The organism is Oceanobacillus sp. FSL W7-1304 (assembly GCF_037969805.1).
Lineage (GTDB): Bacteria > Bacillota > Bacilli > Bacillales > Amphibacillaceae > Oceanobacillus > Oceanobacillus profundus.
In genome coordinates this window covers 2,363,493-2,377,384 of sequence record NZ_CP150211.1, presented here as the reverse complement: position 1 = coordinate 2,377,384, position 13,892 = coordinate 2,363,493, and the positions used below count along the sequence as shown (strand labels likewise).

Genomic DNA, 13,892 nt, shown 5'->3' with positions numbered 1-13,892 from the left:
TTAACTTTTTAATTGATGGAGAATCTAATTCAGTAATTAAACAAACATTTGATCAGCTGAAAATATTTTGTCGGCTCTAATCCAATAAGAATGTTTTTGAATAGGTTAAGAATTTAACGATTTCTTAACCATTTTTCATCCCTATATTTTTTAGGTGTTCGGTGAAATGACTTCTTGAACTTATCAATAAAGTAACTAACACTAGAAAACCCACATTCTATCGCAATTTCAGTAATAGTGCTCCTGGTCCCGATTAGAAGATCAATGCTGCGCTCTAATCGGTAATCAAGGATATACGTAAAGGGAGTTCGCCCAACATGTTTCTTAAATAATCTGTTCGTTTCAGACTTACTTAAATAGGCTATTTCAGCAAGTGTTTCTAATTTAATTTGTGTTCGGTAATGGGTATGAATGTATTCTAGAATATTTTTTACCCGTTGGTCGTAAATCGGATAACGATTGGATGAATCAAGTACAATCTCATGAAGTAATTCCTTGATGCATGTTAGATATTGAATGGTTATGATTAATTCAAATGATTTTTCTTTTTTAACGTAACAATCATAGCTAGTTAAAATGGCCTGTATGATAAGGTTATGTCTGTCTTTTAAAGGGTTTAGTATTACATATGGTGTGCTCCCTTCCTGAATTATAGGAAGGATGTATTTCGTCTGAATGTGTTTATCGAATAATGTAATCCCGATATTCCAGCAAATAAATGCAGTATTCCATGTTTTTGCATGGATTTCATGAATAACCCCAGAATTGATAAAAAATCCGGATCCTTCTGGTAAGTTTATTTTTCTTCCTAAAATATGAAGTTCTATCGTACCTTTTACCACGGCCACAAATTGTAACTCTTCATGCCAATGTAAGGGGATATATCCTAAGAGTCTCTCTGAAATAGTTGTGTATTCTAGGGAGTGTTGCCAACCTGGTTCTGTATAAGGAATGAGTTCTTCGTTCAGTGAATTTAAGATAATCTCTCTCTTCATTGCATCACCTCAATATTTATATATTTTTTGACTCTATTTATATATAATTATACGGTTTACTTAGATATAGTAATCATATCTTAATATTATAGGTGATGTAATGAAAAATACAAACAAACGTATAGTGGGCATTATTTTTGTTCTCATGGGTGCAAGTTTTTGGGGAATTGGTGGAACGGCAGCAAACTATTTATTTGAGACAGCTGATATCAGTGTAAATTGGTTTGTTTCAACAAGACTCGTTATTAGTGGGATATTATTATTAGGAATACAATTACTTCTAACAGGTAGAAAAACAGTTTTTACAATATGGAAAAATCCCCAAAAAAGATTGTCTCTAATTATCTTTAGCTTGTTGGGGATGTTATTAGTTCAGTATTCTTACATGGCCTCCATTGCAGAAGGTAACGCTGCAGTAGCTACTTTATTACAGTATCTAGCTCCCATTTATATTATTATCTGGGTTATTTTTAGAGGGCATCAAAGGTTACATGTTTCAGATGTGATTGCGATTCTGTTAACGATTATCGGAACACTGCTTTTATTAACGAATGGTTCCTTTAAAGGATTATCAGTCCCAGGTATTGCTATCGTTTGGGGGATTATTTCTGGTTTATCATTAGCATTTTATACACTTTATGCCCGTAATCTGCTACGTTTTTATTCATCTGTAACGGTTGTTGGGTGGGCTATGATTATTGCTGGGGTGTGTATGAATATCATTCATCCAATTTGGAGAGTTGAAACACAGGATTGGTCTGCAGCAACTATCGGCGTATTAGGCTTCTCTATTATATTTGGTACAACACTTGCCTTCTGGATGTTTATCAAAAGTCTAGAGTATCTAGAAGCGAAAGAAACAACATTACTGGGCACTGTTGAGCCGTTAACAGCAGTTGTTAGCAGCATCATTTGGTTAAGTATTCCGTTCGGACTTTGGCAAGTAATCGGAATGGCCTTGATATTAATTTTAATTGTTTATCTATCGTTAGTGAAAAAGTAATAAAAGTGTCACAACAGATAAAAAAGGCTATCCCAATACTTACCTGGAATAGCCTTTCCACGATCTCAAGAAATTTTAAAGGTACGATAAGAACAATCCACCGATTGCACCAGATAGCACAACTACCCATGGTGGAAGCTTCCAATAAACAAGCATACTGAATAATATTGCAGCCAGAGCAAAGTCGATTGGAGCATGAATAGCACTTGTCCAAATTGGGTTGTAAAGTGCAGCAATTAAAATACCTACAACAGAAGCATTTACCCCGATTAATGCAGCTTTAATTTTCGGGTTGCGACGTAGTGCATCCCAAAATGGCAATGTACCTAATATAAGAAGGAATGCTGGTAAGAATATTGCAAATGTAGCAAACAAACCGCCTTGCCAGCCATTTATAACTGCCCCAATGTATGCGGCGAACGTAAATAATGGACCGGGAACTGCCTGTGCTGCTCCATAACCTGCAAGGAACTCCTGTTCATTTAGCCATCCAGCAGGAACAAATTCCTGTTCTAATAACGGTAATACAACATGTCCTCCACCAAAAACGAGAGAGCCCGAGCGGTAAAAACTATCAAACAAAGCAATCCATTGTATCGATGTAAGGTTGCGTAATATCGGAAGCAGGATGAGCAAGCCAAAAAATAGAGATAAACAAGTATATCCGAATCGACGGGAAATATGGAAATTACTAACCGCTTTTTCTTCCATGTTGGTTTGCTGCTTAAAAAGGAGAAAACCGACAACTGCTGCTAGAAGAATTGCGCCAATCTGTGTGTAAGCTGTTTGCCATAGTAGTGTAACAACGAGCGTAAATAAAGCAATTGTTTTCCTTTTTAAGTCTGGTGTTAAGTTTTTAGCCATTCCTAAGACTGCATGAGCGACAACGACAACAGCAACAATCTTAAGTCCATTGATCCATCCAGCATCTTCAATTCCAAATGTATGAAGAAGGGAAGCAAAAACAATAAGTGCAATCACAGATGGTAATGTGAAGCCAAGAAACGATATAATGCCACCTATTACTCCTCCGCGCATGACTCCAATCCCAATTCCAACCTGACTGCTAGCAGGTCCAGGAAGAAATTGGCAAAGCGCAACTAAATCTGCATAGCTTTTCTCGTCCATCCATTTTCGCCTTCGAATATATTCTTCGTGAAAGTAACCTAAATGTGCAATAGGTCCACCGAATGAAGTTAAGCCAAGTCTAGTAGAGACGATTAAAATCTCAAACCATGTTTTAAGTTTATAATTCATATTTGAACTAGCCTCCTATTATTTAATCTCTTTAAACAGCTCATAAGCCTTAGCCCGGGCTTGATCAAGAATTTCTTTTCCCTTGCTAGTAGCTGTATAATATTTTCTTATTTTTCCTTCTACATTTCGATTTTCTTTCGTCAAAAGCCCATCTGATTCCATACTGTGAAGAATTGGATATAATGTACCCGCACTAATCTCATAGCCATGTGACTGTAGCTCTTCGTGCATCCAAGCTCCGTAAATCGGATGTTCCTTTGCGTGATGTAAGATATGTATTTGAATAAATCCTAAAAAGAGCTTTCGCAGTATCTTATCTTCCAATTTTACTTACTCCTTCCTAATATTCTTTCAATATCGATTTCCGATATTGATTTTCGATATGTAAAAGATAACATGTGTCAATATCCAATTCAATGTACATCATTGAAACTTAACAAACTTTACATTATCTATAAAATGGAGTTCATTAAACTTGATTTAAATTAGAAAATAAAATAGAGCTTATAGAAGAAATTTTGTTATAGTAAATATATAAATATGAAGGAAAGCGCATTCCAGAATGCATAACAAATTTACGTACATAGGAAGTAGTAGACAATATTCATCGTCACTTAGGAAAAGCTAACATTATCAGTGTTCATGCATTGCCATAAAATAAAAGTAGAATGAGAATTGTATTTCTGATTTTGGGTTTGAAATGGATGGCTTATATTGATTTAATTTGCATTTCAAAGATATTTTTCCTTTATAAGGAGGGAATCAGATGGATAACATTAATAATATATTAAGAACACACTATAATCTTGAAGTTCTTAATGTATCAAATCAACAAGGTGGTTGGGCATCCCTTGCTTATAAGGTGGATGATGGAAAGAGTAGTTACTTTTTAAAAGTATACGAAAAGAAAAGAGCGTCTACACCAAAATTAACAGCACTTATTGACCAATATATACCTATACTGATGTGGTTAAAGGAATATAGTAATTTAAAACATCATATCATTGTACCGATTTTAACAAAGCAGAGTGCGTATACATGCGAAGATGAAAACAATATTTATATGCTGTACGACTATATCGAAGGGGATACAATTGGTAATCAAGATTTAACAGATACCCAGATAAAGCAATTTTCACAGATTGTCTCAGAGCTTCACTTATATGCAGAGGATATTCCTATTAAAACAGATGCAATCAAAGAGGATTTTGATGTAACTTTTTTAGAACAGTTACAAGGTACAGTGAACAATGGCAATAATTTTCCTATCGACATATGGCAATTAATTCGTTCCTACATGAAGCCATTACAAGAGATGATTATACGTGTTGAAGGACTTGCAAGGAAACTAAAAGCAGCTAATCTGAAAATGAGTCTGTGCCATACCGATTTACATTATTGGAATTTAATGCAATCTGATCATTTAATATTAATCGATTGGGAGGGGCTAAAATTAGCCCCGGTCGAAGCGGATTTAATGTTTGTTGTGAATAAGGACTATTTCAATAAATTTATTACGATTTATCGAAAAAATCATCCAAACTTCTCAATTGACTCGAACGTATTACAATTTTATCAAGAAAAAAGAAAGCTAGAGGATATTTGGGAGTTTATCGAACAACTTTTATACGATAAGCAAGAAGAGCAAGAACGAGTTACGACAATAAATTACTTAGTAGATGAGTTGAAACGTATTGGTGAATGATTAAGCCAGAACCTATTTCTCCTGTCACGAAAGTGTCATCACAGTCGTTGTAAAAGGATAATAACTATTATTATAAAAAGGAATTACGATGATTGAAGAGAACTAATATAAAGATGAGGTAATAATTCATCTTTATAATGTGAGGATGAGAAAAAGTGAGGTTAGATAATCCATTTGCTACCGGTAATACAGCAAAAATTTATATCAGTAATAATCGAGTAGTGAAATTGTTTAACGATGACTTGCCACAAAATGAAGCTATTTATGAAGCGAAAAAGCAAAAATATGCTTATTCGTGTGGAATTTTTGTCCCTAAAGTTTTAGATGTTACGAAAATTGATGGGAAACAAGCAATTATAATGGAGTATATAAAGGGAAAGACGTTAGGTGACCTTTTAATGGCAAACCTAGAACGAGCAGAGCACTACATTAAGATCTCTGTTGAGGTACAACAGAGAATACATGCCCATGCTGCAAATACACGACTTGAACAAATGTCTGATAAACTATATCGTCAAATTAACGCAACGAGCTACCTAGATGGAAAGCAAAAGACGAGGTTAATACAGAAGTTAGATGCCATGACATTTGAAAAACGATTATGTCATGGAGACTTTCATCCATTTAATTTGATTCTGAGCAATGAAGATGTGGCAATAATTGATTGGGTTGATTCTAGCGCAGGTGATGTTCGAGCAGATGTCTACCGTACGTATCTCTTGTTTTCACAGATTGCAACGGAATTAGCTGATCGATATATCCATTTATATTGTGAGAAAAGCGGTTTTTCAAGAGGAGAAATACTTCAATGGGCTCCTATCATTGCGGGGGCACGTTTGTCTGAAAATGTATCTTCAGAAAGTGTTGAACGTCTAATAAAGATTGTAGACGAGTCAACTCTTATGTAATTACTACCTTAGAATCAAGGTGTTTTTCTGTAAACAGTTTATCATGTATTGAATTGCTAAGCAGGCTTTGTTTTGTTATGTTTTTCCTAACGTATAATTTCTGAAGAGACAGTCTAGTTTAAAGATAATTTTATAGGAAAATGATGATAAAAGGATGATAAAAATGAAAAGAATACGTTTAAAAATGGAAAGAAAAAATCTATTAAATATTCCGGAATTTCCCCTTCCAGATGGGTATCAAATTCGGATGTTTAAAAAAGGTGATGAGCATAACTGGGCTAGAATTGAAGCGAGTGTGGATGAATTTAAAGATGAAAAGGCTGCACTTGAACACTTTGCGAAAGAATTTGGTCCATACATAGATGAAATGGAAGAACGCTGTCTATTCGTTGAGAATAGTAATGGAGAAGCAATTGCAACAACAACAGCATGGTATGGAGATTTAAAAGGTGGTGGTGAGATTTTGGGCAGAATCCATTGGGTTGGTGTTGTTCCTGAATATCAAGGGAAGAAACTTTCGAAGCCTTTGCTTAGTGAAGCTTTGAAAGTTTTAGCGCAGCATCATGAAAGAGCATATCTTACATCGCAAACAACGAGTTATCAGGCTGTTAATATGTATTTAAACTTCGGATTTGAGCCTTTCCTTACAGAACCTAGCTGCCACGAGGCTTGGGATTTGATGGAAAGCGTATTAGCACGGCAGATCGTAACTAAATAAACGGTTTTATAAAAGACAATGATTTAAAAAAGTACCTAATGGAGGCGGAATATGATTAAAGCAGTAATCTTTGATTTCGACGGATTAATATTAGATACAGAGACAGCTTGGTTTCATTCATATAAGGAAGTTTTGCATGACCAATTTAAATTTGATTTACCGCTTGAAGTCTTTGTGAAATGTGTTGGTTCAAATGATACAGCATTATTTACATATTTGGAAAAAGAGATTGGTGATCAACTGGATCCAAATGCTATTCGTGAACACGCAGGGGTGTTACATGCACAACTGGTTAAGGAAGCAAAGGCACGAGAAGGCGTGGAAGCCTATCTTGCGGATGCACACGAGGCAGGCCTGACAATTGCTTTAGCAACGAGTTCAACTAAGAAGTGGGTGACTACCCATTTGACCAATTTAAATTTGATTTCCTATTTTGATTATCTCATTACACAGGATATGGTGGAACATGTTAAGCCTGCGCCGGATTTGTTTTTGAAAACGTTAGAAGTACTTGATATTGAGCCGGATGAGGCAATCATTTTTGAAGATTCCTTAAACGGTTTAATAGCTGCATTGGAAGCGAAAGTACCAACGGTTATTATTCCGAATCCAGTTACAGAATCGTTACCATTTGAAAACTTTCATTTAAAGTTGAACTCAATGGCGGATATGACCTTACAGGAAATTATAGGGTCTTTAAATAAATAGGTGTGGTAATTCGAGATAACAACCTTCCTTTGAAGCATGTGAAGGAATAGTGAGCGCTTCACAAAAAATCTATCTGTAAGTAATTTATGTTAAAGTTTGGGTTATTGAACGTGATAAAAGGATCTGAAAAAGTGGGAGAGGAAGGTCTGTATTTAAGATGAATAAAAAAATTCTTGTGGCAATTGGATTTGCATTGGTAGTATTAGTAGGATATTTGTTTACAGTAAACGACAGTAACATGACACAGAAAGATAATGGATCGAAAGACATTAAGGATTTGGTGCATGATTACAGCATTGGCAGTGTAGAAGATCAGTCTGCTTCCATTACATCACATGAACTGATTGTGACGGATCAAGATGGAAGTCAGCAAAGCTATGCTTTACCGGAAGATGAGTTTTTTGTTTCCATCGCTCCTTATATGGAGCAAACCCATCCTTGTGCTATTCATAGCTTAACAGGCTGCCAAGGAGAACTAGTAAATGAAGAATTTGATGTATACATTGAAGATCTAGAAGGTAATGTGATAGTAGATGAAAAAATCAAGTCCCATTCCAATGGATTTATTGACTTATGGCTTCCTCGAGATAAAACGTATCGTATTACAATTGCAAATGATGGGAAAGAAGTGAAGTCAGAGATTTCTTCATTTGAAAATGATAATACGTGCATTACAACGTTACAATTGGTTTGAAGTATGTGTGATTTGTCGATTAAATAAATGGACCTTTGCCTACAAACGATTCAACGCCCCTGATTTTTCATGAATGCAATGAAAGCTTGAAAAAAGATTAAAGGCAGAAGTTCGGTCATTTATAAAGGAACTAAGACTTACTAGACAAAGATAGAGGGAATTCATATCCAGGTGATTAGTATTTTCCGACCACTGTCACGAGTATGACTCTGTATTGGATTACTAGAAATTACTCAGTAAAAAAATAACAGCTTACCTATAAGGAAGCTGTTATTTTATGTCCTTATTTCAGCAACTTTAAAACATTTTTAAAATCCTTGCTCTCAGCTGTCTCCATTAATTCATATAATGCCATTTCCACACTTGATGGCAGGACTCCGGATGCTTGCATTTTGTGAAGCCCAATTTCTTTATTTAACTTCGTTCGTGATGATACTGCGTCTGCTACAACCTGCACCTCATATCCTAGGGATTTTATTCCTAATGCTGTTTGATACACACAGATATGCGTTTCAATGCCAGCTATTAGAACCTGTTTTCGTTTCGTAGCAGTTAGTGCCTCCACAAATGCTTGGTTTTTGCATGCATCAAAAGTAATTTTATGAATCGGTTTAACGTGTGTTAAGTATTTTGCTAATGCTTCATTTGTTTGTCCAAGACCTTGCGGATATTGCTCTAGCCATACGATTGGAATTTGAAGAATGTTGAGCCCTTGAATGAGGACTTTTAAATTATCGATTAAGCTTTTGCTATCCTGTACAATGTTAGCCAGCTTCCCCTGTACATCCACTAATACAAAAACAGTACTTTCTTTATTGAGCATCCTATCCCTCTTCTCAAAACGAGCATTTAATTTTCTGCTTACTAATTAAGTTCGTTATTTCTTCATTTAAACCTTCTTTTCACTCTATTATTGTGAAAAGATTAGGCGAACCATTAAAGCGCAAGTCTTCATCCTCCTGTCAAAAAACAGACATAAATAATTTGGAAAAAGGTGTTGTCAAAATGATAAAAGCATTGTATTATTAAATTGTGAAATGATTCACAAACAATAGGGCCCAAAAGAAGCTAGTATGTAATGAAGAAATGGCTTCACTGTATACTAGATTATTAATTTAAATCCAATTTACCAGTTTAAGTGAAACAAGTTAACAGCATTTATTTTTTTGGTGTTTAATGTGAAATTATTCACAAACTTTGAGATATCTTAATAGATTTTAGGGAGGAAACGACTATGATTTTTGCAGAGGTTTTTGCTAGTACAATTACAAATCCAAAGGTAATTAGTGCGGTAAGTTCTGCAGTGTTGATTATATTACTCGGTTTTTATTTACGGAAAAAGGACATCATCAGCAAACAGACATCTAAGATGCTGAGCGTGCTTCTATTGAGTGTTTCGATTCCAGCGCTTGCATATACAGCTTTTATGCAGGACATCGATACGGAAAGTTTAACACAAGGTATTAACTTATTAATTTGGGGATTTATTATCTATATTGTGCTCATTATTATGGGTAAATTCTTCTTTATGAATTTTACAGGAGATAAAAACAAAGTATTGCATGTACTAACGATTTTCGGTTCTACAACGTTTTTCGGTATTCCGATTGTTGGTGTGATGTATGGTGCAGAAGGTGTTATGTACGCATCTATTTTTAACATTTCATATCGCGTGTTCTTGTACTCATACGGATATATTAAAATGTCAGGTCTGAAGTTTACGAAAGATAATATTAAAACCATGTTAATGAACCCAATTATCATTGCAACCTTTCTAGGCCTTGCTGTATGGATGTTCCAAGGCTATCTTCCTCAGGTACAAGCAACAAATGCTGAAGGTCTCGCTGTCTCTGCTGCATTCTTGCGTATTGATGTTACAGCGCCATGGTTATTTGAAACATTGAACTATCTTGCTAAGCTTTGCTCTCCGCTTGCATGGATTGCGATCGGAGCACAGCTTGCAGAAATTCCATTAAAAGATGCATTCCGTGATAAACCGTCCTTGCAATATAGTGCTGTAAAAGTAATCTTCGTTCCAGCTTTCATCTTAGCGTTAATTACAGCTGGAAGTATGTTGGGTATTTTCCCAGTTAATCATGTTGCAATGGCAACCGCAGTAATTATGATGGCGACTCCTACTGCAACAGTTGCTGCAGCATTTGCGATTAGCTTTGATAAAGAAGCTTTATTAACGTCAAATTGTTCCTTGCTATCAACGATTTTGGGAGTTGTAGCAATGCCGCTATGGGTAGTAGTTGTTGAATTGATGAAGGGATTTAGTATCTTTTCTTAATAGAGGTTGTTCAAAAAGATTTGGATGAACAATAATATAACTAAAAAGGCAGGTAATGAAAATGACAATTCAATTAGTATGTTTCGGTGTAAGAGACGTAGAGGTAGAATTTTTCAATTCCTTAAATAAATATAACTTTGATTTAACACTTATTGAAGAGCTAATGAATGATGAGAATGTGGAGCAATGTAAGGGCGCGGATGCAGTAATGATTCGGGGAAACTGTAAAGCGGATCGGTCAAACCTGACGAAATTAGCGGGTTATGGTATTCGCTATATTCTAACAAGAACAGTTGGATATAATCATATTGATCTTGAAGCAGCGGCTGAATTGGAATTAAAAGTAGCGCGTGTTCCAGCGTATTCACCAAATGCAATTTCAGAGCTTGCGTTAAACCTTGGAATTAACCTTTTACGAAATATCCCATATACAACTGCTAAAACGCATCAAAAAGATTTTACCGTGGACGCCATGATGTTTAGTAAAGAAATTAGAAAGTCAACGATTGGAATTTTAGGAACAGGAAAAATCGGTTTGACAACTGCCAAGCTATTTAAAGGGTTAGGAGCCCGTGTTGTAGCTTATGACATCTATGAGTCAGAAGCAGCAAGGGGAATTGTAGAGTACCTTCCATTGGAAGAAGTGTTAGCTATATCGGATGTTGTGTCTGCCCATGTTCCACACTTTAAAGGTGTTAATGATCACTTTATTAACGAAGCTTTCATCAATAAAATGAAGGATGGTGCAGTATTAATTAATACGTCTAGGGGAGAAATTCAAGACCATTCAGCTATTCTGCATGCAATTAAAGAAAATAAGCTTAGTGGATATGGTACAGATGTATTTGAAGGGGAGAAGGATTTCTTCTTCCGCAAATTAACAGGTGAGAAGCTGGATGATCCTGTGATTGAAGAATTAATTAGTCTTTATCCAAGGGTACTTGTTACACCACATATCGGTTCTTATACAGATGAGGCATTAACAAATATGGTTGAAATTTCTTATGATAACCTTCATGCGTATTTAATGTATGGCCGCTGTGAGAATGAGGTTCCACTACCTGAAATAGCGCTTGTTTAATCAACCAAGCCGACCAATCGAACTGGTCGGCTTTCCTATTGCATAAGTAAAACGAAGGCATTCGTCTTGCTTAATAGTGAATACCTGGTTTTCTACTATCCACCTTATATTCCATCTATACAATTGATGCACTTTTTGGTAAGGTGAAGGTGTAGAAAATGAAAAATGAGGTGTATGAGATGCTGTCTTTAATTAACAAACTACCGAATTACTTTCGCTGGATGTTGTTTATACCTCTTTTCTTTGTATCGTACCTTTTATTTAATAAATTCCTATCCTTTAGTTTGACGCCAGTCTTTGGGTTATATGATGAAAATGATCCGTTTACGTTTATTGCTTATAACCTTTATCTTAATACGATTAGCACAGCTTTAGCTATTATTTGCAGCGCCTTTTTTGCACCAAAGCTCCGAAGAATTGTTGCTCTTTCTCTTGTTCTATTCATCGCTCTCTACTTTTTAGCACATATCCCTTTTATCGTGAGTGGTTTACTGCACATGGCTATATGGAAACTATTATTTAGCATGCTCACCATGCTCCTTGGCGGGTTTTGGGGTGTGCGTGTTGTTTATCGAAAAACTGTTCAACTTCAATGTTAGTTGTTAACGTCTACAATAGTTATAACCACACAACGATCTTCCGCCATTGGGATCGTTGTGTGGTTATGCTTGCTTCTGGATAGAAGGCAAAAGTCGCTTACTGCCAGCTATAAAAAATAACGCGCTAGCAATCCAGCCGCTATTCCAATTATAAGGGAAGGTAGAAACGTATGGATAACTTTTAAGGTAATTGCTGTAGCAAGACAGCCAATTAGTACTGGTAACGAAAGAGCGATTCCCCCGTCTGTTGGTACTAACATTTGATTTGCAATTAGTGCGGCTATAATTGCAATCGGTACATAATTAAAATATAAACGTAAGGTTGCGTTCATTTCTCTTCCAGCCATGATCTCGACGCCAATGACTCGTGATAGGTACGTAGAAATAGTTAATAATGCAATGAGCATCCAGTTATTCATTATCTCTTGTCCTCCTGCTTACATATAACCCTATGAGTGGTGATAAACCACCTGCTAAAATAATCGTAAATTCATTCCCTGGTGTTACATATTGAAGGATAACCGTTATCGTGACAGCAACCAGTGCTGTTGCAATGACTGGCTTTCCTCTTAAAGAAGGAATAAGGATAGCTGTAAAAGTAACTGGGAAGGCCAAGTCCAAACCCCATTTAAGCGGATCAACCTGGCTGCCGATAACCGCTCCTATATAGGAAGAAGTAATCCAAGCAAGATAAAAGGTAGCTGCAACAATACCAAAATAGAGTGGGGCTGGACCGTGCTTTTGAAATCTTGCGCTGCCTAGAACAAATGCTTCGTCGGACACGCCGAAGGATAATAAACCTCTCCACTTTCTTGGAGCGGGAGATAGTCCTTCAGCAAGTGCGGCTCCATATAATAAATTACGCAGGTTTAACAAAGCAGTAGCAATTAGAACACTTGTAGCTGTTGCTCCTGCTGCTAACATTGCGACAGCTACCATTTGAACGGAACCGGAGAACACAAATAATGACATTGCTAGTGCACTTGCTAGGCTTAAGCTTGTTTGAGTTGTGAGCACACCATAAGATAAACCATATGCTACAATAGCTATTGCTAGTGGTAAAGCTTCAGTGACCCCCTTTTTAATTGTTTGTTTTTTGTTATTCATCTACTTAACAGCTCCTTCCCTGTGTAAAAGATTGTCTATTTTGGTATAATTAAAATATAAGTTATAGTTAACTATACTATACTATATTATAATTAAACAAAAAGTTTATTAAAGTATACTGTTTTAGGGGGAGCTACATGACTATTGAAAAGCCTTGGAGTGAAGAAGATGTAGGAAAGCGCATAGGGGCTAATCTACGGAAATATCGCACGAGTAAAGGACTAAGTATGGAGGCATTTGCTAAACAGATTGGTGTTAGTAAATTAACATTAATCAAGGTCGAGCATGGGGAAGCTAACCCAACATTATCTGTAATTTGGAAAATTGCAGATGGACTAAAAATATCGATTACGGAACTACTGGAAATGGAATCTGATGTGTCTATTATTCGTAAAGGAAATGGGGTGAAGCTATCAAGCTCAGATAAGTTGTTTGTTGCTGAGCCATTATTTCGTTCCCGTAGCTTCGAATTATATCGAGGATACCTTCAGGGGAGAAGCGAATATGTTTCAGAAGCACATCAACCAGGGGTAATAGAATTTGTTACCGTTATGTCAGGAGAACTAACCATGGAGCTTGATGGTGAAGTGCATCATTTGAATGCATTCGATTCTATTCGCTTTAAAGGGGATCGGCTCCATAAATACGTTAACCCATCTTCATCTGTATCAATTTTACATTTTGCTATTACCTATAATAATCACTAAAAAAGCTGTATTTATTTAATGACATAAAAAAAGAGTCCTTTTAATCAGATTTTGATTAAAAGGACTCTACTAGTTTATATTATCTTTGGTAGAAGAAAGTATAAAATTTTCTATCTG

At 35.9% G+C, this 13,892-nt stretch carries 16 protein-coding genes; 10 read left to right on the top strand and 6 right to left on the bottom strand.

The genetic code is table 11. From position 1 onward, the window contains the following. Positions 1-113: 113 nt before the first annotated feature. Positions 114-995, bottom strand: coding sequence for an AraC family transcriptional regulator (locus NYE61_RS12075; RefSeq protein WP_303449428.1), 882 nt, complete (start codon positions 993-995; stop codon positions 114-116). A 100-nt stretch (positions 996-1,095) separates the two neighbouring features. Here NYE61_RS12075 and NYE61_RS12070 point away from each other — a divergent pair, with 100 nt between their 5' ends. Further along, positions 1,096-1,998: a DMT family transporter gene (locus NYE61_RS12070; RefSeq protein WP_095313086.1), complete on the top strand. Its 903-nt coding sequence runs from the start codon at positions 1,096-1,098 to the stop codon at positions 1,996-1,998. 75 nt (positions 1,999-2,073) lie between these two features. On the opposite strand, the gene NYE61_RS12065 is transcribed toward NYE61_RS12070, so the two are convergent. Both NYE61_RS12065 and NYE61_RS12060 read right to left on the bottom strand, forming a co-directional pair. Then, positions 2,074-3,255 carry a chromate transporter gene (locus tag NYE61_RS12065; RefSeq protein ID WP_095313087.1) on the bottom strand — a complete coding sequence of 394 codons (1,182 nt, stop codon included), beginning with the start codon at positions 3,253-3,255 and terminating at the stop codon, positions 2,074-2,076. A gap of 18 nt (positions 3,256-3,273) precedes the next feature. Next, positions 3,274-3,579, bottom strand: a complete 306-nt coding sequence (locus NYE61_RS12060; protein WP_118890197.1) for a PadR family transcriptional regulator — start codon at positions 3,577-3,579, stop codon at positions 3,274-3,276. A gap of 442 nt (positions 3,580-4,021) precedes the next feature. Here NYE61_RS12060 and NYE61_RS12055 point away from each other — a divergent pair, with 442 nt between their 5' ends. The 5 genes from NYE61_RS12055 to NYE61_RS12035 all read left to right on the top strand — a co-directional run bounded on the left by NYE61_RS12055 (position 4,022) and on the right by NYE61_RS12035 (position 7,988). Then, on the top strand, positions 4,022-4,960 hold the full coding sequence (locus NYE61_RS12055) for an aminoglycoside phosphotransferase family protein (RefSeq protein WP_303449432.1): 939 nt from the start codon (positions 4,022-4,024) through the stop codon (positions 4,958-4,960). 155 nt (positions 4,961-5,115) lie between these two features. Then, complete coding sequence (locus tag NYE61_RS12050) at positions 5,116-5,868, top strand: aminoglycoside phosphotransferase family protein (protein ID WP_118890199.1); 753 nt, start codon at positions 5,116-5,118, stop codon at positions 5,866-5,868. Positions 5,869-6,031: 163 nt separating this feature from the next. Next, on the top strand, positions 6,032-6,586 hold the full coding sequence (locus NYE61_RS12045) for a GNAT family N-acetyltransferase (RefSeq protein WP_095313091.1): 555 nt from the start codon (positions 6,032-6,034) through the stop codon (positions 6,584-6,586). A gap of 51 nt (positions 6,587-6,637) precedes the next feature. Then, complete coding sequence (locus NYE61_RS12040) at positions 6,638-7,294, top strand: HAD family hydrolase (RefSeq protein ID WP_251661553.1); 657 nt, start codon at positions 6,638-6,640, stop codon at positions 7,292-7,294. 157 nt (positions 7,295-7,451) lie between these two features. Next, complete coding sequence (locus tag NYE61_RS12035) at positions 7,452-7,988, top strand: CueP family metal-binding protein (RefSeq protein ID WP_095313093.1); 537 nt, start codon at positions 7,452-7,454, stop codon at positions 7,986-7,988. A 283-nt stretch (positions 7,989-8,271) separates the two neighbouring features. Here NYE61_RS12035 and NYE61_RS12030 read toward each other — a convergent pair whose 3' ends face one another. Beyond that, positions 8,272-8,811 carry an isochorismatase family protein gene (locus tag NYE61_RS12030; RefSeq protein WP_303449437.1) on the bottom strand — a complete coding sequence of 180 codons (540 nt, stop codon included), beginning with the start codon at positions 8,809-8,811 and terminating at the stop codon, positions 8,272-8,274. A gap of 411 nt (positions 8,812-9,222) precedes the next feature. Here NYE61_RS12030 and NYE61_RS12025 point away from each other — a divergent pair, with 411 nt between their 5' ends. From NYE61_RS12025 to NYE61_RS12015, 3 genes are all read left to right on the top strand, one after another. Continuing rightward, a complete protein-coding gene (locus NYE61_RS12025; protein WP_339315568.1) occupies positions 9,223-10,281 on the top strand; it encodes an AEC family transporter in 1,059 nt (352 codons plus the stop codon). A gap of 55 nt (positions 10,282-10,336) precedes the next feature. Further along, positions 10,337-11,362: a 2-hydroxyacid dehydrogenase gene (locus NYE61_RS12020; RefSeq protein ID WP_303449440.1), complete on the top strand. Its 1,026-nt coding sequence runs from the start codon at positions 10,337-10,339 to the stop codon at positions 11,360-11,362. Positions 11,363-11,520: 158 nt separating this feature from the next. After that, on the top strand, positions 11,521-11,961 hold the full coding sequence (locus NYE61_RS12015; RefSeq protein ID WP_251661559.1) for a hypothetical protein: 441 nt from the start codon (positions 11,521-11,523) through the stop codon (positions 11,959-11,961). Positions 11,962-12,068: 107 nt separating this feature from the next. On the opposite strand, the gene NYE61_RS12010 is transcribed toward NYE61_RS12015, so the two are convergent. After that, positions 12,069-12,380: an AzlD domain-containing protein gene (locus NYE61_RS12010; protein ID WP_240033848.1), complete on the bottom strand. Its 312-nt coding sequence runs from the start codon at positions 12,378-12,380 to the stop codon at positions 12,069-12,071. After that, positions 12,373-13,068 (bottom strand): AzlC family ABC transporter permease, encoded by a 696-nt coding sequence (locus tag NYE61_RS12005; RefSeq protein ID WP_303449444.1) that lies wholly within the window; start codon positions 13,066-13,068, stop codon positions 12,373-12,375. Before NYE61_RS12005 ends, NYE61_RS12010 begins: the two co-directional genes overlap by 8 nt. Before the next feature lie 137 nt (positions 13,069-13,205). Between NYE61_RS12005 and NYE61_RS12000 the strand changes: the two genes are divergently transcribed. Next, positions 13,206-13,775, top strand: a complete 570-nt coding sequence (locus NYE61_RS12000; protein ID WP_095313121.1) for an XRE family transcriptional regulator — start codon at positions 13,206-13,208, stop codon at positions 13,773-13,775. Positions 13,776-13,892 lie beyond the last annotated feature (117 nt).

Coding starts and splice junctions, on each gene's coding strand:
- NYE61_RS12025 (WP_339315568.1), top strand. CDS start 9,223: ATGATTTTTGCAGAGGTTTTTGCTAGTACAATTACAAATCCAAAGGTA.
- NYE61_RS12070 (WP_095313086.1), top strand. CDS start 1,096: ATGAAAAATACAAACAAACGTATAGTGGGCATTATTTTTGTTCTCATG.
- NYE61_RS12010 (WP_240033848.1), bottom strand. CDS start 12,380: ATGAATAACTGGATGCTCATTGCATTATTAACTATTTCTACGTACCTA.
- NYE61_RS12075 (WP_303449428.1), bottom strand. CDS start 995: ATGAAGAGAGAGATTATCTTAAATTCACTGAACGAAGAACTCATTCCT.
- NYE61_RS12020 (WP_303449440.1), top strand. CDS start 10,337: ATGAAAATGACAATTCAATTAGTATGTTTCGGTGTAAGAGACGTAGAG.
- NYE61_RS12055 (WP_303449432.1), top strand. CDS start 4,022: ATGGATAACATTAATAATATATTAAGAACACACTATAATCTTGAAGTT.
- NYE61_RS12000 (WP_095313121.1), top strand. CDS start 13,206: ATGACTATTGAAAAGCCTTGGAGTGAAGAAGATGTAGGAAAGCGCATA.
- NYE61_RS12065 (WP_095313087.1), bottom strand. CDS start 3,255: ATGAATTATAAACTTAAAACATGGTTTGAGATTTTAATCGTCTCTACT.
- NYE61_RS12005 (WP_303449444.1), bottom strand. CDS start 13,068: ATGAATAACAAAAAACAAACAATTAAAAAGGGGGTCACTGAAGCTTTA.
- NYE61_RS12030 (WP_303449437.1), bottom strand. CDS start 8,811: ATGCTCAATAAAGAAAGTACTGTTTTTGTATTAGTGGATGTACAGGGG.
- NYE61_RS12045 (WP_095313091.1), top strand. CDS start 6,032: ATGAAAAGAATACGTTTAAAAATGGAAAGAAAAAATCTATTAAATATT.
- NYE61_RS12040 (WP_251661553.1), top strand. CDS start 6,638: ATGATTAAAGCAGTAATCTTTGATTTCGACGGATTAATATTAGATACA.
- NYE61_RS12035 (WP_095313093.1), top strand. CDS start 7,452: ATGAATAAAAAAATTCTTGTGGCAATTGGATTTGCATTGGTAGTATTA.
- NYE61_RS12015 (WP_251661559.1), top strand. CDS start 11,521: ATGAAAAATGAGGTGTATGAGATGCTGTCTTTAATTAACAAACTACCG.